Origin of the sequence: Cryobacterium tagatosivorans, from assembly GCF_004402215.1 — a bacterium.
GTDB classification, from domain to species: domain Bacteria; phylum Actinomycetota; class Actinomycetes; order Actinomycetales; family Microbacteriaceae; genus Cryobacterium; species Cryobacterium tagatosivorans.
In genome coordinates this window covers 1-17,239 of sequence record NZ_SOEZ01000046.1, presented here as the reverse complement: position 1 = coordinate 17,239, position 17,239 = coordinate 1, and the positions used below count along the sequence as shown (strand labels likewise).

16 protein-coding genes are annotated in these 17,239 nt (G+C 70.5%); 8 read left to right on the top strand and 8 right to left on the bottom strand.

The annotated features are described in order from the left end of the window. Positions 1-20 precede the first annotated feature (20 nt). From efeB to efeU, 3 genes are read right to left on the bottom strand one after another with little or no spacing between them, the layout of a single operon-like run. A complete protein-coding gene (gene efeB / locus E3O23_RS09405; RefSeq protein WP_134490397.1) occupies positions 21-1,307 on the bottom strand; it encodes an iron uptake transporter deferrochelatase/peroxidase subunit in 1,287 nt (428 codons plus the stop codon). Next, complete coding sequence (gene efeO, locus E3O23_RS09400) at positions 1,304-2,476, bottom strand: iron uptake system protein EfeO (protein ID WP_174776622.1); 1,173 nt, start codon at positions 2,474-2,476, stop codon at positions 1,304-1,306. The genes efeB and efeO overlap by 4 nt, the downstream gene beginning before the upstream one ends. A gap of 32 nt (positions 2,477-2,508) precedes the next feature. Continuing rightward, a complete protein-coding gene (gene efeU / locus E3O23_RS09395; protein ID WP_134490393.1) occupies positions 2,509-3,375 on the bottom strand; it encodes an iron uptake transporter permease EfeU in 867 nt (288 codons plus the stop codon). 160 nt (positions 3,376-3,535) lie between these two features. Here efeU and E3O23_RS09390 point away from each other — a divergent pair, with 160 nt between their 5' ends. From E3O23_RS09390 to E3O23_RS09375, 4 genes are all read left to right on the top strand, one after another. Continuing rightward, positions 3,536-4,471: a PIG-L deacetylase family protein gene (locus E3O23_RS09390; RefSeq protein WP_134490391.1), complete on the top strand. Its 936-nt coding sequence runs from the start codon at positions 3,536-3,538 to the stop codon at positions 4,469-4,471. Between the two features lie 66 nt (positions 4,472-4,537). Then, complete coding sequence (fdxA, locus tag E3O23_RS18310) at positions 4,538-4,861, top strand: ferredoxin (RefSeq protein WP_134490389.1); 324 nt, start codon at positions 4,538-4,540, stop codon at positions 4,859-4,861. Between the two features lie 8 nt (positions 4,862-4,869). Continuing rightward, positions 4,870-5,970, top strand: a complete 1,101-nt coding sequence (gene dapC / locus E3O23_RS09380) for a succinyldiaminopimelate transaminase (RefSeq protein ID WP_255453298.1) — start codon at positions 4,870-4,872, stop codon at positions 5,968-5,970. A 248-nt stretch (positions 5,971-6,218) separates the two neighbouring features. After that, on the top strand, positions 6,219-7,487 hold the full coding sequence (locus E3O23_RS09375; protein WP_134490503.1) for a citrate synthase: 1,269 nt from the start codon (positions 6,219-6,221) through the stop codon (positions 7,485-7,487). 81 nt (positions 7,488-7,568) lie between these two features. Here E3O23_RS09375 and E3O23_RS09370 read toward each other — a convergent pair whose 3' ends face one another. Together E3O23_RS09370 and dapD are read right to left on the bottom strand one after the other, a co-directional pair. Further along, entirely contained in the window at positions 7,569-10,211 is a 2,643-nt protein-coding gene (locus E3O23_RS09370) for a penicillin acylase family protein (RefSeq protein ID WP_134490387.1), read from the bottom strand. 76 nt (positions 10,212-10,287) lie between these two features. After that, the gene (gene dapD / locus E3O23_RS09365; RefSeq protein WP_134490385.1) at positions 10,288-11,265 is read right to left on the bottom strand and encodes a 2,3,4,5-tetrahydropyridine-2,6-dicarboxylate N-succinyltransferase; all 978 of its coding nucleotides are present in this window, start codon (positions 11,263-11,265) and stop codon (positions 10,288-10,290) included. 8 nt (positions 11,266-11,273) lie between these two features. On the opposite strand from dapD, the gene dapE reads away from it, so the two are divergent. From dapE to E3O23_RS09350, 3 genes are all read left to right on the top strand, one after another. After that, positions 11,274-12,392, top strand: coding sequence for a succinyl-diaminopimelate desuccinylase (gene dapE, locus E3O23_RS09360; protein WP_134490383.1), 1,119 nt, complete (start codon positions 11,274-11,276; stop codon positions 12,390-12,392). Between the two features lie 11 nt (positions 12,393-12,403). Further along, positions 12,404-13,618 carry a hypothetical protein gene (locus E3O23_RS09355; protein WP_241983410.1) on the top strand — a complete coding sequence of 405 codons (1,215 nt, stop codon included), beginning with the start codon at positions 12,404-12,406 and terminating at the stop codon, positions 13,616-13,618. A gap of 64 nt (positions 13,619-13,682) precedes the next feature. Then, positions 13,683-13,859, top strand: coding sequence for a DUF3117 domain-containing protein (locus E3O23_RS09350; protein WP_134490381.1), 177 nt, complete (start codon positions 13,683-13,685; stop codon positions 13,857-13,859). 92 nt (positions 13,860-13,951) lie between these two features. Here the strand turns inward: E3O23_RS09350 and E3O23_RS09345 are convergent, their stop codons facing one another. Further along, a complete protein-coding gene (locus tag E3O23_RS09345) occupies positions 13,952-14,584 on the bottom strand; it encodes an O-methyltransferase (RefSeq protein WP_134490379.1) in 633 nt (210 codons plus the stop codon). Between the two features lie 87 nt (positions 14,585-14,671). Between E3O23_RS09345 and E3O23_RS09340 the strand changes: the two genes are divergently transcribed. Continuing rightward, positions 14,672-15,064 carry a sec-independent translocase gene (locus tag E3O23_RS09340; RefSeq protein WP_134490377.1) on the top strand — a complete coding sequence of 131 codons (393 nt, stop codon included), beginning with the start codon at positions 14,672-14,674 and terminating at the stop codon, positions 15,062-15,064. Between the two features lie 9 nt (positions 15,065-15,073). Here the strand turns inward: E3O23_RS09340 and E3O23_RS09335 are convergent, their stop codons facing one another. Next, complete coding sequence (locus tag E3O23_RS09335; RefSeq protein ID WP_134490375.1) at positions 15,074-16,624, bottom strand: succinic semialdehyde dehydrogenase; 1,551 nt, start codon at positions 16,622-16,624, stop codon at positions 15,074-15,076. A gap of 170 nt (positions 16,625-16,794) precedes the next feature. After that, complete coding sequence (locus tag E3O23_RS09330) at positions 16,795-17,079, bottom strand: hypothetical protein (RefSeq protein WP_134490373.1); 285 nt, start codon at positions 17,077-17,079, stop codon at positions 16,795-16,797. Between the last annotated feature and the right edge of the window lie 160 nt (positions 17,080-17,239).

The window sequence follows — 17,239 nt, the reverse complement described above, 5'->3', positions numbered from 1 at the left end:
ACCGGAGGGACGGCCCCCGGTCAGGTGAAGAGCGCCTGCCCGATGTAGGCGCCTTCCCTGGCGCCGGGCGGGACCGCGAAGAGCGCCGACCCGACATGCCGGGTGTATTCGTTCAGGGCGTCGTTCCGGGCCAGGCTCAGCTGCACGGCGGAGAACTGCTCCGGCGACCGCTGGAAACTGATGAAGAACAGGCCGGCGTCGAGCCTGCCCAGCTCGTCATTGCCGTCGACGAAGTTGTACCCGCGGCGCAGCAGCCGGTGTCCGCCGTTCCGGGTCGGATGAGCGAGCCGGACGTGGGCGGCCCGGTCAATCAGCGGGGCAGCATCCTCACCCGTCTTCGTGAAGTCGGGCTCCGTGAACTCGGAGCCGCCGGAGAGCGGCGCGCCCTCGCCCTTGCTGCGGCCGATGATCGCCTCCTGTTCGCGCAGGATCGTGCGGTCCCAGGTCTCGATCGTCATCCGGATGCGCCGGGTCACGAGGTAGGAGCCGCCGGCCAGCCAGGCGGGGCCGTCCCCGGGCTGGACCCACACCTGGTCGTTGACGGCGGCGGGTTCCTCGGCCTTGATGTTCGCCGTGCCGTCCTTGAACCCGAACAGGTTGCGCGGGGTGGCCTGGCTCGTGCTGGTGGACGAGGTGCGCCCGAAGCCCAGCTGGGACCAGCGGATGGCGGCCCGGCCGAACGCGATCCGGGACAGGTTCCGCACGGCGTGGACGGCCACCTGCGGGTCGTTCGCGCAGGCCTGGATGCAGAGATCCCCGCCGCTCTGCCCTTCCTTGAGCATGTCGCCGGGGAAATGCGGCAGGTGGACAAGTTCGGCCGGTCGCTGCGCGGCGAGGCCGAAGCGGTCCGTGCCGTCCGCTGTCTCGAACAGGGTCGGCCCGAAGCCGAACGTGATGGTCAGGCCGGCGGGGTCCAGGCCCTGCGCCTCGCCGGTGTCCTCCGGCGGTGCGCCGTACGGACCGTCAACCGCGCCGAATTCGCCGATGTCCCGGCCGGCGGTCATGGCCGCCGCGGCCAGAGTCCAGTCGCGCAGCAACTCGATCAGTTCCGCCCGGCTCGTGCCAGGGGTGAGGTCGAACGACGCGAAGTGCAGGCGGTCCTGGGCGGGGGTGACGATGCCGGCCTGGTGCCCGGCGTAGAACGGGTAGCTGCTCGCGGACGCCGTGCCGGTGCCCCCGGTCGCGGCGATGGTCGCACGGTCACCCGCGACGCCGAGCCCGAGCCCGGCCAGGCCCGCTCCGGCCAGGCCGAGCAGGCCCCGCCGGGAGACGCCGCGCGTCGCGTCGGGCAGAGAAGCGCCGCTCACGAGATGACGAGCGTCGCGGTGAGCCGGTTGAGCGGCTCGCCGAGGGCGTTGACCTGGTCGGCGAGGGCACGGATGTCGGCGCCGGACAGCTCCGTGTACAAGGCGAACCCGTCGTCCACCCGGTGCTCGTCGAGGAGCGCCTGGAGCGCGCCGAACTCCGTGTCGAGCTGCCGGGCGAGCTTCGGGTCCTTCTCGACCAGGATGTCGCGCACACCGGCGTAGAGCACCTTGGCGCCGTCGACGTTGGCCTGGAAGTCCCAGAGGTCGGTGTGCGACCAGAACTCCTCTTCGCCGGTGACCTTGCCGGAGGCGACCTCTTCGAGCAGCCCGATCGCGCCGTTGGTCTGCTGGGACAGGGTGAAGCTCAGGTCCGCCACCTTGCCCTTCAGGGTCTGCGTGTCGGCGACGAGCAGGCCGGCCAGGTGCGCACGCTTCCCGGCGTCGTAGGCCTGGAAGCCGGCCTCGGCCTCGGCGCGCCAGAGGTCCTTCTCGATCGCGTGCCAGCCGGTCCACTCCTGGCCCTCCTCGAGGTCTGCTTCGCGCAGGTCGAGCTTCGGGTCGAGGTCCCCGAAGGACTCCGCGATGGTCTCGACGCGCTCCCAGTGGGCGCGGGTCGGGGCGTAGAGGCTGCGCGCGAGGTCGTCGTCCCCGGCGACGTACGCGGCGGCGAAGGCGTCGGTGCCGGTGGCGAGTTCGGCGACCACGTCCCGCACGTAGGCGGCGTAGCCGGAGTTGGCCGTGTCGATCCGCGCGGCGAGGTCGGCGTCGATCTCGCCGGCGGCGCCCGACTCCGTCACGGTGAATGCCGCCTTGCCGACGCCGTCGCCGGTCATGCCCGGCTTGCAGGCGGTGAAGTACTTTCCGGGCTCGAGTTCGACGACCAGGTCGCGGCTGAGGCCGGGGCCGATGTTCTCGGCCTCGCCGACGATTTTCAGGCCGTCGTCGGCGAGCAGGTAGAACTCGGTGACCTTGTCGCCGGAATTCGTCACCCGGAAGCGCACGGTGCCGGCCGGCGCCTCCGCGGCCGACACGGCGCACTCCGTGGCGCTGCTGTCGACGGTCAGCGAGGCGTGCGTGGCATCCGTGCCGCCTCCGTTGGCGACGCAGCCGGTGAGGGCCAGCAGAACGGCGGAGCAGGCGGCGGTGGGCAGGGCGAGGCGGGCGCGCATGGGAGTCCTTAAGTGGGGTAGCGGGAGCGGGGCTAGCGGGCGGAGGCCACGACGGGAGCCGCGGCGCCTTCCGTGCATGCGGCGGCCGGGCGTGGCCGGCCCTGCCGGCTCTTCAGGATGAACAGGGTCATGGTCGGCACGAGGTACGCCAGCCAGGCCGCGAGCTCGAGCCAGGTGGTGGCGGGGGAGAAGCTCAGCGTGCCCTTGAGCAGGGTGCCGTACCAGCTGTCCGGCGGGATCGCGGCACTCACGTCGAACGCGAGGTGGTGCAGGCCGGGCAGGATGCCCGCCTCCTGCAGGTCGTGCACACCGTAGGAGAGCACGCCCGCGGCGACAAGGATCAGGATGCCGCCGGTCCAGGTGAAGAACCTCGCCAGGTTGATCCGGAGCATCCCGGCGTAGATCAGGGCGCCGAGGGCGACGGCCGTGAGGATGCCGAGCCCCGCGCCGAGCAGGGGGAAGGTGGTCTCGCCGCTGGCCTGCACGGCCGCCCAGATGAACAGGGCGGTCTCGATGCCCTCGCGGCCCACGGCGAGGAAGGCGACCAGGACGAGACCCATCCCGGTGCCCACGAGGTGGCGGTCGATGCTGCCGTGCAGGTGCCCCTTGAGGTCGCGTGCGGTGCGGAGCATCCAGAACACCATCCAGGTGACCAGGCCGGTCGCGGCGATCGACAGCACGCCGCCGATGGTCTCCTGGGCCGCGAACGACAGGCCGACCGTGCCGAAGGTGAGTGCGGCGCCGATGCCGAGCGCCAGGAGCACGGCGAGCCCGACGCCGAGCCAGACGCGCGCCAGCACGTCGCGGCGGTCGATCTTGACGATGTACGCGATCAGGATCGTGACGATGAGGGCAGCTTCGAGACCTTCGCGCAGGCCGATCAGATAGTTTGCGAGCACGGGTCTTCCTGGTTGGTTCGGGCCGGTCGGTTCGGGGTGAGGTTGGTAAGGCTAACCTTACTTCCTTCCACCCTAACCGCGAGCGCCGGATCCTGTCCAGTTATGCTTTTGAACGAGGGCGATTGGCCCGTAACACGCGTAACAAAGCACTGGGGTCCCGATGGTCATGTCCGGCAGCGAGGAACGCGTGGTCTTCGTGCTCGACCGGCCCGGCGACGAAGCGCTGCTGACCGGCGGCACGATCGCCCGGCTCCGTGCCGACGGCGCCGGGGTCACGGTGCTGTTCGGCGCCCTGGCGCAGGGCGAAGCGGATGCCGCCGCCGCGGGACTGGCCGAGCTGGCCGTGACCGAGTCGCGGACGCTTCCCGCGGCATCCGCCGAGCGGGACTCGGCACTCCGGGAGGCCGTCGCCGAGGCCAGGGCCACGGCGGTGGTCATCGGCTCGGCCGAGGACGGCCTGCGGGAGTCCGCGACCCGGGCGGCAGACGCGCTGGGCGCGCCCGTCTTCCTCGCCCGCCGGGTGACCCAGGCCGCCGGCCGTCGCCTGGTCGCCATCGACGTCAGCGACGTGCTGGAGTGCAAGCGCGCAGCCCTCGCCGCCTACCCGTGCCGGTGGACGGTCACCGACGGCGCCGTCGGCCTGCCGGATGGCACGCTCCTCGCCGTCACCGGAACCGAGACGTTTCTGCGCCGCGAGCCCGATGCCCGCCTGGTCCCGGACATCCCGCCGACCAGGGGCGCCCGCCTGGCCACCGCGGCGGTCTCCCTGGTCCTCGGCGTCGCGTTCGGCCTGCTCGGCACGGTCGCCCACCAGGGCGTCCTGGTCATCGGGCCGGTGACGGTCCCGATCGGCCTGATCCTCGCGCTCCTGGCGGTGACGGCGCTCCTGGTCGGGCTGCGCCTCGTGTTCGGCGACCGGATGGCCGTGCTGTCCGCCGCCATCGGCCTGCTCGGCGCGATCTTCCTGCTGTCGCTGCGGAGCACGGGCGGGTCCGTGCTCATCCCGGCGGGCCTGCCGGGCACGCTCTGGACGATCGTGCCCGCCCTCGTGGCGACGTTCGTGCTCTCCTGGCCGAATCTGCCCGCGAAGCGGTGAACCGATCGCGGATGCGCCGAACCAGCCTAGACTGGAAATCCGGCTCCTGAAGGGAATCCGCTCACTGTGACGTACGTCATTGCCTTACCCTGCGTTGACGTGAAAGACCGCGCCTGCGTCGATGAATGCCCGGTCGATTGCATCTACGAGGGCGAACGTTCGCTCTATATCCACCCCGACGAATGCGTCGATTGTGGCGCCTGCGAACCGGTCTGCCCCGTCGAAGCCATCTACTACGAGGATGACCTGCCGGACAAGTGGGCCGAGTACTACAAGGCCAACGTGGAGTTCTTCGACGACATCGGTTCGCCGGGCGGCGCGGCGAAGATCGGCGTGATCCCGAAGGACCACCCGGTTATCGCGGTCCTCCCGCCGCAGGTCACGCACTAGCCGCCCGCGTGCTCAAGCCGCTTCCCGACTACCCCTGGGACCAGATGGTCCCGTTTGCCGCCCGGGCGCGCGCCCACGAGGGCGGCATCGTCGACCTGTCGATCGGGTCGCCGGTGGATGCCACGCCCGGCGTGATCCAGCGGGCCCTCGCGGGCGCCACCGACGCCCACTCCTACCCCCAGACGGCCGGAACGCCCGAGCTGCAGCGCGCGATCATCGCCTGGTACGAACGCCGTCGCGGCGTCACCGGCCTGACCGAGCGAAATGTGCTGCCCACGATCGGGTCGAAGGAACTCGTCGCCCTGCTCCCGTTCATGCTCGGCCTCGGCGAGGGCGACACCGTGGTGCACCCCCGGGCTGCGTACCCGACCTACGCGATCGGCGCGGCCATGGCCGGCGCCACGGCGCTGGCCTCCGACGACCCGGCGGAGTGGCCGGCCACGACGAAACTGATCTGGCTGAACAGCCCCGGCAACCCGGACGGACGGGTCCTCACCGTCACGGAACTCACCAGCGCCGTCGACCGGGCGCGTGAACTCGGCGCCGTGATCGTCAGCGACGAGTGCTACGCCGAGCTCGGCTGGGATGCACCGTGGTCGACAACGCGGATCCCCAGCATCCTCGACCCCCGGGTGATCAGGGGCAACCGCGACAATGTGCTCGCTATCTACTCGCTGAGCAAGCAGTCCAACATGGCCGGCTACCGCGGCGCCTTCGCGGCCGGCTGCGGCGATGTTCTCGGCCGGCTGCTGACCGTGCGCAAGCACGCCGGGCTGATGCTCCCCGCCCCGCTGCAGGTTGCCATGGCGGCCGCGCTCGGCGACGACGAGCACGTCGACGTGCAACGGGAGCGCTACCGGGCGCGCCGTGAGGTGCTGCTGCCGGCCCTGCGGGAGGCCGGGTTCCGGATCGACCACAGCGAGGCCGGGCTGTACCTCTGGGCCACAGAGGGCGTGGACGCGTGGGCGTCGATCGGCCGCCTGGCCGACCTGGGTATCCTCGCCGGACCCGGCCCGTTCTACGGCGACATCTACCCCGAGCACGTGCGTTTCTCGCTCACCGCCACCGACGAACGGATCGCGGCCGCCGCGTCCCGCCTGCGCTCCTGACCGCGGAGGTCGAGCCGGTCGAGCCGGTCGGGAGCCGTTGTGGAACATCACCAACGAACCCGCCGAACTCTTGGCGGATGCAACAGTAGGCTGCGGGGGCGATTAGGCTGTAGCCGGTTGACGTTGCCATGCACCAGGAGTGTTCTGCGGCGGACCGCCACAGACCATCAGGTAGCGACATCGTCGCCGCCATACTTCAAGGAGGCGCCGTGAGCGACGTCACACGCACCCCGTCCGGCGAGCCGAAGATGGCCACCCTCACCTTCCCAGGCGGAAGCGCGGAGTTCCCGATCCTGGAGAGCACCGACGGCGCCGGCAGCATCGACATCTCCACCCTGACCCGGCAGACGGGGCTGACGACGATCGACTCGGGCTTCGTCAACACGGCGTCCACCCGCTCGGCGATCACCTTCATCGACGGTGAGAAGGGGATCCTGCGCTATCGCGGCTACCCGATCGAGCAGATCGCCCAGAAGTCGAGCTTCCTCGAGACCGCGTGGCTGCTCATCTACGGCGAGCTGCCCAGCGCGAGCGAACTCGACGAGTTCGACACGCGCATCCGTCGCCACACGCTGCTGCACGAAGACCTGCGCCGCTTCTTCGACGCCCTGCCCACGAACGCGCACCCGATGTCGGTGCTCTCGTCCGGCGTCTCGGCGCTGTCGACGTACTACCAGGACTCGCTCAGCCCGAAGGACCCGGCCCAGGTCGAGATCTCGACGATCCGCCTGCTCGCCAAGCTGCCGGTGATGGCCGCATACGCGCACAAGAAGAGCATCGGCCAGGCCTTCCTGTACCCGGACAATTCGCTGAGCTTCGTCGACAACTTCCTCAAGCTCAACTTCGGCACGCTGGCCGAGCCGTACGAGGTCAACCCCGTCGTGAGCCGGGCGCTCGAGCGCCTGCTCATGCTGCACGAGGACCACGAGCAGAACGCCTCCACCTCCACCGTGCGCCTGGTCGGCTCCACCGAGGCGAACCTGTTCGCGTCGGTGTCCGCCGGGATCAACGCGCTCTTCGGCCCGCTGCACGGCGGCGCCAATGAGGCGGTCCTGTCGATGCTGGGCGAGATCCAGGCATCCGGTGAGGGCGTCGAGAAGTACGTCGAGCGGGTCAAGAACAAGGAGCACGGCGTGCGCCTGATGGGCTTCGGCCACCGCGTGTACAAGAACTACGACCCGCGCGCGAAGCTGGTCAAGGAGAGCGCCCATGAGGTGCTTGCGGCGCTCGGCGTCAAGGACGACCTGCTCGACATCGCCCAGGAACTCGAGCACATCGCGCTGAACGACGACTACTTCAAGGAGCGCAAGCTCTACCCCAACGTCGACTTCTACACGGGCGTCATCTACAAGGCGATGGGCTTCCCGACCCGAATGTTCACGGTCCTCTTCGCGATCGGCCGGCTGCCCGGCTGGGTCGCCCACTGGCGCGAGATGAACGAGGACCCGGCGACCAAGATCGGCCGCCCGCAGCAGCTGTACATCGGCTCGCCCGCCCGCGACTTCCCCGCCCGCTAACCCCCATCCCCATCCGCCGAACTGTGAGTTTGGCACCTTCGTGGGGCCCGGGAAGGTGCCAAACTCACGGTTCGGCGTGGGTCAGTCTTCGCGGGCGCTGGCGCGGAGGTGGAGGGTGTCTGTGGCGGCCTTCTTGACGTCGGCCATGCTGAAGCGCCAGGGGCGCGTCTCCTGGCGCTGCCAGAGCGGCATCTGGTCCACGTAGTTCGTGTGGAAGGCGTGCCCGGATTCGCCGGCCAGGTTCAGCCAGGTGGAGTCGTCCCAGTCGGCGAGGCTGATCACCTGCCGCATCGACGGCACCCAGTCGACGGTGTAGCCGACCGAGGCGTCCCAGCCGATGGCGTTCACGACGGATGATCCGCCCGCGAGCTCGTACGGCCCGCGGTTGAACAGCCACTCGATCGGGGCGACGCCCGACTCGCCGAAGCTCGAGTTCGTCAGCTCGAGCGTGTGGAGCTTGCCCCACTCCCAGGCGGACGCATCCGCGCCCATCAGGTCGGCGCCCTCGGCGGCGGCGCGGGTCATCACCTTGGTGAGCATGCTGTCGCGTCCGACGGCGCCGATCCGGTCGTTGACCCACCAGTCGGAGTCGGGCTGGTCGAGCAGCGACTCGACGATCGAGAATGCCCGGTCCCCGCCGGTCAGCCCCGACCCCTCCGGGAACTTGTGGTCGAACATGTTGACCAGCAGGTTGCGCCAGACGATGTTGAAGTACGCCGCCGCCGCGCTGTCCGCGTCGACCTGGTAGTCCCAGTCGTCGAACAGCGCCTGCGCCTCGCGGGCCTTGCCGGACACGCGCACCTCCTGCAGCACCGGCACGAGGGCCGCCGCGGCCGCGCTGAAGTTGTCGGCCTGGATCTCGCTCATGGTGTCGGTCGTCACCGGCGTCCCGGCGTCGATCAGGCCCTGCAGGCGCGAGGTGATCTCGCTCGCGCGGTAGCCCAGGTCCCAGTCCGCCGTGATCAGGTGCGGGTAGTCGGCCCCGACCGGCGCGTTGTTCGCCGTGACGATGAGCCCGCTGGGCGGGTTGAACGTCGTCGGGAGGGCGGCGAAGGGGATGAACCCGGTCCAGCCGTAGTCGCTCGTCCAACCGGGCACCGGGACCGTGCCGTTGCCCTTCTTGCGGATCGGGATGAGTCCCGGCGCCTGGTAGCCGATGTTGCCGTCCACGTCGGCGTAGATCAGGTTCTGCGACGGCACCTCGAACAGCTCGGCCGCCGCCCGGAAGCTCTCCCAGTCCGTCGCCGCGTTGAGGGCGAAGATCGCGGATGCCGTGCGGCCCGGCGTCAGCGCTGTCCACTGCAGGGCGAGCTGGTATTCGGCGGGGGCAACGGCCGCTGCCGGGGTTGCCGGCGGCTCGGCCGCCGGCGCGGCCGGAACCGCGGGAGCCGGGCTGGCCGGCAGCCCGGCGGCGACGGGGTAGTCGCTCGCGATCCCCGGGAACGCCGACCCCTCGAGCCCGCTCACGATCGGGCCGTGCTCCGTCGAATGGATCTCGATCTTCACCGGCGGCCCCCCGGCGACGGTGATCTTCTCGTTCCGGACGACCATCGGCTTCGCCGCACCGTCGTACTCGTAGGTGTCGCCGGTGACCTTCTCGAGGTAGAGGTCGGCGACATCCGGCCCGAGGTTCGTGAAGCCCCAGGCGACGCGCGCATTGTGGCCGATGATGATCCCCGGCATGCCGGTGAAGCCGTAGCCGGCCAGGTCGAACGGGCAGTCGGCGTTGACCGTTTCGCAGCGCAGGCCGACCTGGTACCAGACCGACGGCATGACCGGGCCGAGGTGCGGGTCGTTGGCAAGGATGGGTTTGCCGGTGTCGGTGTGCGCGCCGGAGACCACCCAGGAGTTCGAGCCGATCTCCTCGCCGGCCGGTCCGAGCAGCTCCGGCACGGAGGCCAGCGCCGCGCGCAGGTCGCCCAGGGGGGAGGCGAGGGCGGTGCTCTCGAGCGGCTCGCTCGGGGCGGGCGCGGCAGCGGTTTCGGCAACCGTGGCGGCGGGCGGCATGCCGTCGACGATGGTCGGGTGGGTGTCGTACGGGTAGTCCGGGTGCAGCTCGGCGACTTCCTCGGGGGTGAGCGTGGCGGCGAGCGTCGCCCGGTCGACTTCGTCGTCGAGGTTGGAGCGGAGGTCCCAGGCCATCGCCTTCAGCCAGGCGACGGAGTCGGCCGGCGTCCACCGTTCGGGCTGGTAGCCGGCGTTCTGCAGGCCGAGCACCGCGTACTCGAGGGAGAGGTCGCTGCCCTTGTGGGTGGCCAGGTAGGCGTTGACGCCGTCGGCGTAGGCCTGGTAGTAGCCGAGCGTGACCGGGTCGAGCAGCTTGACCTCCTGCTCGGCGATCGCCCGCCAGCCGAGGGTGCGGATGAAGGTGTCCGTGCCGACCTGGCTCTCCCCGAACAGCTCGGAGAGGCGCCCGGCGGTCACGTGCCGGCGGAAGTCCATCTCCCAGAAACGGTCCTGGGCGTGCACGTACCCCTCCGCCATGAACAGGTCCGCCGACGTCTTCGCGACGATCTGCGGTATCCCGGCGTCGTCGCGGTAGACGGTGGCGTCGGCTTCGAGCCCCGGAAGGGCGACCTCGCCGGAGAGCGTCGGGAAGGAGCGCACGACGGTCCAGACGCCCAGCCCGGCTGCGACCAGGACGAGACTGAGCACGATCCCGAGCAGGGCGAAGAGGGTCCGAGCCCTGCGGTGTCGCCTGCTGCGCGGTGCGTCGGTACCCACATCACTCCCTTGTGATCGAAACTGCCGGGGCGACGGATGCTGCCGGTGTCGGTGCCCCTACACGGATGCTACCGGGTCAGGCGTGCAGTGCCTCGTTGAGCACGACACCGGTTCCGTCGCGCCGCAGCACCTCGACCGCCCCGGTGAGCGAGTTGCGGCGGAAGAGCAGCCCGGCCACGCCGGACAGCTCGACGGCCTTCACTGTGCGCGGCGCGCCGTCCGCGGTGCGGGCCTCGCCGACGAGCACCACCTTGGTGCCCGCCGTCACGTACAGGCCGGCCTCGACGACCGTGTCGTCGCCGATGGCGATGCCGACGCCGGAGTTCGCGCCGAGCAGGGCGCGCTGCCCGATCGACACCCGCTGGGTGCCGCCGCCGGAGAGGGTGCCCATGATCGAGGCGCCGCCGCCGATGTCGGCGCCGTCGCCGACGACGACGCCCTGCGAAATGCGGCCCTCGACCATCGAGGACCCGAGCGTGCCGGCGTTGAAGTTGACGAAGCCCTCGTGCATCACCGTGGTTCCGGGGGACAGGTGGGCGCCGAGCCGCACGCGCGAGGCGTCCGCGATCCGGACCCGGTCGGGGGTGACGTAGTTCAGCAGCGGCGGAAACTTGTCGATCCCGGTCGACTGGATGCCCAGGCGCTGGAGCGAGGGACGCAACCGGTCGTAGTCGGCCGGGTGCACCGGGCCGGCGTTGGTCCAGACCACGGTGGGGAGGTGGCCGAAGATGCCGTCCAGGTTGATGCTGTTGGGCAGCACGAGGAGGTGGGAGAGCAGGTGCAGGCGCAGATAAGCGTCCGAGGTGCCGGCCGGCGGCGCCTGCAGGTCGATTTCCACCGTGACGGCTTCCAGCCGGACGTTACGCCGTGTGTCGTCCCCGGCCAGCGCTTCGAGTTCGGCTGGCACGATCCAGCGGTCCCGGCCGGCCGGGAGCCGGCCCAGGCTGGGGGCCGGGAACCACGTGTCGAGCACGGTCCCGTCGCCGGCGATCGTGGCCAGGCCGTACCCCCACGCGTGGGACGGGGCGGGGGCGGAGGGGAGCGCGGTGACCATGGCTCTAGATTAGTAGGGTGCCCACCACCGAAGAGAGCCAGAGCCCCGAGGTGCTGAACCTCGCCGCGTCGTCCGTCGACATCACCCGGGAGATCTGCGACCTCGAGTCGGTGTCCGGCAACGAGACGAGGCTGGCCGACGCCATCGAACGATCGCTCTCGGGCCTGGACCACCTCGAAATCATCCGGGACGGCGACACGATCGTCGCCCGCACCAACCTCGGCCGGGCGCAGCGCGTCGTGATCGCCGGCCACATCGACACGGTGCCGCTGAACAACAACCTGCCCACCCGGTTCGAGACGCTCGACGGAGTGGACTACCTCTGGGGGCGCGGGACCGTCGACATGAAGGCCGGGGTCGCGGTGCAGCTGAAGCTGGCCGCCGAACTCACCGAGCCCATCGTCGACCTGACCTGGATGTGGTACGACCACGAGGAGGTCTCCGACTCCCTCAACGGCCTGGGCCGGCTCGCCCGCAACCGGCCCGACCTGTTCGTGGGTGACTTCGCGATCCTCGGCGAGCCGAGCAACAGCCGGGTCGAAGGCGGCTGCAACGGAAACCTGCGCGTCGAGATCCGGGCCTTCGGCCTGCGCGCGCACTCGGCCCGCAGCTGGGTCGGCGAGAACGCCATCCACAAGGTCACCCCCATCCTCGACACCCTCACGAACTACGAGCCCCGCGAGGTCGAGGTCGAAGGCCTCGTCTACCGCGAGGGCCTCAACGCCGTCGGCATCAGCGGCGGCATCGCCGGCAACGTCATCCCGGACGAGTGCATGGTGCACGTCAACTACCGGTTCGCCCCGAGCCGCTCGGTCGACGAGGCCATCGTCCACCTGCACGAGCTGTTCCCCGGCTACGAGATCACCGTCGTCGACTCGGCCGCCGGCGCGCGACCCGGCCTGGACGCCCCGCTCGCCCGGCAATTCCTCACCGCCGTCGGCGCGGAACCCCGGCCCAAGTACGGCTGGACGGATGTCGCGCGCTTCTCGGCGCTCGGGATCCCCGCCGTCAACTACGGTCCCGGCGACCCGCTCAAGGCCCACGCCGATGACGAACGAGTTTCCCTCCGGCAGATCACGGAGTGCGAAGACGGCCTCCGCGCTTGGTTGACCGCTTCCACCGACTGAGGCGGCCCCGGATGCCGACCACCACGAGCGCCGCGCGACTCCCCGCGGGCTGGCGGGCCCGGTACCGGCTCACGCCCTGGTGGGCGAAGGTTGCTTTCGTCTGGGCCGCGTCCCGGCTGGTGACCACGTCGCTCGTGCTCGCCATGGCGAACCTCCAGGAGGCGAACGCGTGGACGGGCGCCCGACCCCGCTACGCCGACTTCGCGACCATCTGGGACGGCCACTGGTACAACATCGTGGCCGTCGGCGGTTACCCGTCGATCCTGCCGGTGACGCTGGAGGGCCAGGTGGCGGAGAACGCCTGGGCGTTCATGCCCGGATACCCGGCCGCCGTTCGGCTGCTGATGGAGCTGAGCGGGGCGCAGTGGGCTCCCGTGGCCGTCCTGGTGTCGGTGGCGTTCAGCCTGGGCTCCGCGCTGCTCTTCTACCGGCTGATGCGCCGGGTCCTCGCCGACGGGACCGCCCTGTTCTCGGTCGTGCTCTTCTGCGTCGCCCCGCTCTCGCCGCTCCTGCAGTTCGGCTACGCCGAATCGATGTACCTGTTTTTCCTCACCCTCGCGCTCTACCTCCTGCTCGAGCGACGGTACCTGGCGCTGTTCCCGGTGATCGCCGTGATGGCGCTGACCCGGCCGAGCGGCCTGGCCTTCGCGTTCGCGCTCGCCCTGCACGTGGCGCACCGTTGGATCACGCGGGCCAGGGACCCGTTCCCGCCCCGGGAATGGGTGCTGTCGGCATCCGTCGCCGTGTTCAGCGGGCTGATGGGCCTCGCCTGGCCGCTCGCGGCGTGGGCCGTCACCGGCTCGATCACCGCGTACACGGACACCGAGCTGGCCTGGCGGGCGCCGTACATCGGCTACCAGGAACTCGTGCCGTTCACCGCCTGGTTCCAGGGGGGAGTGTGGTGGCTCGGCATGCCGCTGGGCATCGTCGCCGTGGTCGCGGTCGTCCTCGCGTTCACGATGTTCATGTTCACGCCGGCGGTCCGGCGGCTCGGCGTCGACCTGCGGTTCTGGGTGGCGGCCTACGCGCTCTACCTGTTCGCGGTCTTCTTCCCCCAGTCGAGCACCTTCCGGCTGCTCATGCCGCTCTTCCCGCTGCTCGGGGCGGTGGCCCAGCCGCGAAGCCGGCTGTACCGGGCCGGGGTCGTTCTGCTCTGCATTGCCGGCCAGTGGGGCTGGCTGCTGATCTGCTGGCGCGTCGACGGCGCCGACTGGACACCCCCCTAATTACAGTCTTGGGGCCGCAATAGACGATAATAGAAGTTCAGATGACTGAATGAAAGGGGAGTTCATGGCTGCCATGAAGCCACGGACCGGGGATGGGCCTATGGAGGCCGTCAAAGAAGGGCGCCTTATCATCGTGCGGGTTCCGCTCGAAGGCGGGGGGCGACTTGTCGTCTCTGTGAATGACGCTGAAGCGAAGGAGCTTCACGACGCACTTGCCGGGGTGGTCAGCCCGGCCGTCTAGGCCCGGACGACTGCACCGGATGATCGGCCGCGCGGCTTGCCGCGTGGCCGATCTCTTTCGTTAACGCCCGTGACCGGGCCGAACCGGGCCGCTCAGGCGCGCAGCTTGGTGATCTGCAGCAGTCCGTCGCCGACGGGGGAGAGGGCGCTGATGACGGCCCTCGAGGAGGCGATCTCGGTCAGCAGGTTGCGGAATCCGGTCGCCACGTCGTCGCGCTGGGTCGGGTTCGCCACCCGGCCGCGCCAGAGGGCGTGCGCCACGAGCACGGTGCCGCCGGGCCTGGCCAGCCGGAGTGCGTGCTCGACGTATTCGATGACCGACTGCGGGTCGGCGTCGATGAAGACGATGTCGTAGGAACTCTCGTTCATCCGCGGGAGCACATCGGCGGCCCGGCCGGTGATCAGGCGCACCCGGTTGGCCGGGATTCCCGCCTCGACGAAGTTCGCCCTGGCGTGCTGCTGGTGGTCGATCTCGGTGTCGATGGAGGTCAGCGTCGCGCCGGGCGCGCCGGTGAGCAGCCAGATGCCGGAGACGCCCGCGCCGGTGCCGACCTCGAGGATGCTCCGTGCGCCGGTCGCCGCGGCGATGACGGCGGTCTGGGCGCCCACGGACGGCGCGATCGCGTCGATACCGAGCTCATGGGACTGCTGCCTCGCCTTGGACAGCGCATCGCTTTCCACGACCAGGTCGTCGGAGAATTTCCAGTTCAATTCAATGTCAGTCACGGCACAACTCCAGTAGGTGGGTGCTTCAAGACTACGGCCGAGCCCCGGCTGGTCCGGGGATGCCCCGCCGAGGGTTATTCTGAATGGATGTTCGGTCTGACGTTCGAGAAACTCCTCCTGATCGGGATCATCGCCGTCTTCCTGCTCGGTCCGGAGAAGCTCCCGCACTATGCGGCGCAGTTGGGCCGCCTCGTCCGCCAGCTGCGGGACATGGCCAACGGGGCCAAGGACCGCATGCGCGACGAAATGGGCCCGGAGTTCGACGACCTGGACTGGAAGAAACTCGACCCGCGCCAGTACGACCCGCGCCGGATCATCCGGGAAGCGCTCAGCGAGGACGCCCCCGACAAGGAGCAGTCGGCCGTGGTGTCGCGCGCGACGCCCAACCCGGACGGCGCCTACCTGCAGCGGAAGCGTGCGAAGGAGAACGCCGCCCTCACGCCCGCCGCCCCGGCCCCATTCGACACCGAAGCCACCTAGCGACCCGGATCAGCGCCGGCGGATCGCCCTCAGGACGACCGCGAGGAGCAGCAGCGGACCGGCCAGCCGCGCGAAGTCGCGACCGAGCCGGGGCAGCTGGAGCAGCCCGGTGGCGTGGGACACCGTCGTCGCGTCGACGAACCTGAGCAGCCCCTCCGGACCGTTGCGGCGGCCGAGACCCGAGTGCTTGACCCCGCCCATCGGCGCGTCGACCGAGGAGAACGATCCCCGGTAGCCCTCGTTGACGTTGACGCTGCCGGCCTCCAGCGCCGAGGCCACGCGCAGTCCACGGCTGGTCGACCCGGAGAAGACCGAGGCGTTCAGCCCGAATTCGCTGTCGTTGGCCACGAGGATGGCCTCCTGCTCGGAGTCGACGATCGACACCGCGACGACCGGCCCGAAGGTTTCGTTCGCGTAGCAGTGCATGTCGGGGGTGACTCTGCCGAGCACGGTCGGTTCGAAGAAGAAGGGCCCGATGTCGGGGCGGGCCCGCCCGCCGGCCAGGAGCGTGGCGCCCTTAGCGAGGGCATCCTGCACATGCGCGCTGACCCGCTCGAGCTGGTCCTGGCTGGTCAGCGATCCGACGTCTGCGGAGTAGTCGAACCCGGCGCCCAGGACGAGCGACGTCGTCCGGGCCGTGAATTCGCGCAGGAAATCGTCGGCGACGCCGCGCTCGACGTAGATGCGCTCGATCGACACGCAGAGCTGGCCCATCGAGGAGAAGCAGGCGTAGGCGGCATCCGCTGCGGCCTTCGCCGGGTCGACGTCATCGAGCACGATCAGCGGGTTGTTGCCGCCCAGCTCGAGCGACACCCCGGTCAGGTTCTCGGCCGCCTGCGCCGCGACGCGCCTCCCGGTGGCGGTCGAGCCGGTGAAGCAGATGTAGTCCGCCTGGTTCGTGACGGCGCCGCCAATTTCGGTGCCGTCGCCGGTGACGACCGCCCAGAGTGCCGCGGGGACGCCGGCGTCGATATAGGCGCGGCGCAGCGCGAGGATGCTCAGGGCGCCCTGGCTGTCGGCCTTCTGCACCACCCCGCAGCCGGCGGCCAGCGCGGGGACGACGTCCATCGCGGCGAGGCTGAGCGGGAAGTTCCACGGCGTGATGACCCCGACGACGCCCTTGGGCCGGTAGTGCACGCGGGTGCCGATCACGAGCGGGATGGCGGCCCGGCGGCGCCCGCCGCGGAGCACGCCGCTCGCGGAGAGGGCGTTGTACCGGGTCACGCTGGCGGCCTGGAAGACCTCTTCGAAGGCCTGGCCGCGGGTCTTGCCCGTCTCGGACTGCACCGCGTCGAGCAGCAGTTCCCGGCGTTCGAGCAGCAGATCGTGTGCGCGCAGGAGGATGGCCCGGCGGCGGGCGAACCCGGCCCTGGCCCAGGCGAGCTGGGCCAGGCGGGCGCCGGAGTAGGCCTCCAGGACATCGCCGTGGGTGCTCACCGGCAGCCGGTGCAGCACCTCGCCGCTGAACGGGGCGATCACGTCGACGGTCGTCCCCGAGGTGGACGAGACGTCGCGGTCGAGGTCGGTGATGAGGGGTCGATCGAGCGTGGAGGCAGGCATGCGGGCAAGTCTAGGGGTGAGCGGCCCGCGTGCCGGATGGCGCCCCCGGACGTCGACAATTCCCAGCCGTGGGCGTGCGCATCCGCGGGTGGGCGGTGCGTGTCTGCAGGGCTGGGAATTGTCGACGCGGCGGCGCCGGCGAACGCGGGAGGTCGCCTCCCGCGTGCCTGTTAGGGCGTGCCCGACTCGACCGTCTCGGTGAGGGTCGCGCGCGGATTGATCGTCATCTCGGCCGCCGGGCCCTTCCACAGCTCCGCGAGCGCCACGCTCATCCGTTCGCCGGCCTCGCGGGAGCCGAAGTCGAGCTCGACCATCACGGCCGCGGTGTCACCGGTGGGCCGCATGACGCGGTATCCGCTGACGCCGGAGCCCTTCCGGTCGAGGGGATCCGCGTCGAACATGCGCTTCCACGCGTCGTAGTCGGTCACGGTGTGCTCGATGTGCAAGGTGAACATGGGACGTCCTCGCTTTCGTCGGCGCGACGGGCCGGCCGATCTGGCGCCAGTGTAGCCCCGGCCCGGTGTGCCGTCGCGGCGGCGGTCGGCGGGCGGCGCCCAGCCCGGGCGGCGCGCGGTGCGCCGGCGAGGCTCCGGCCTACCTCGGGGAGATGCCCAG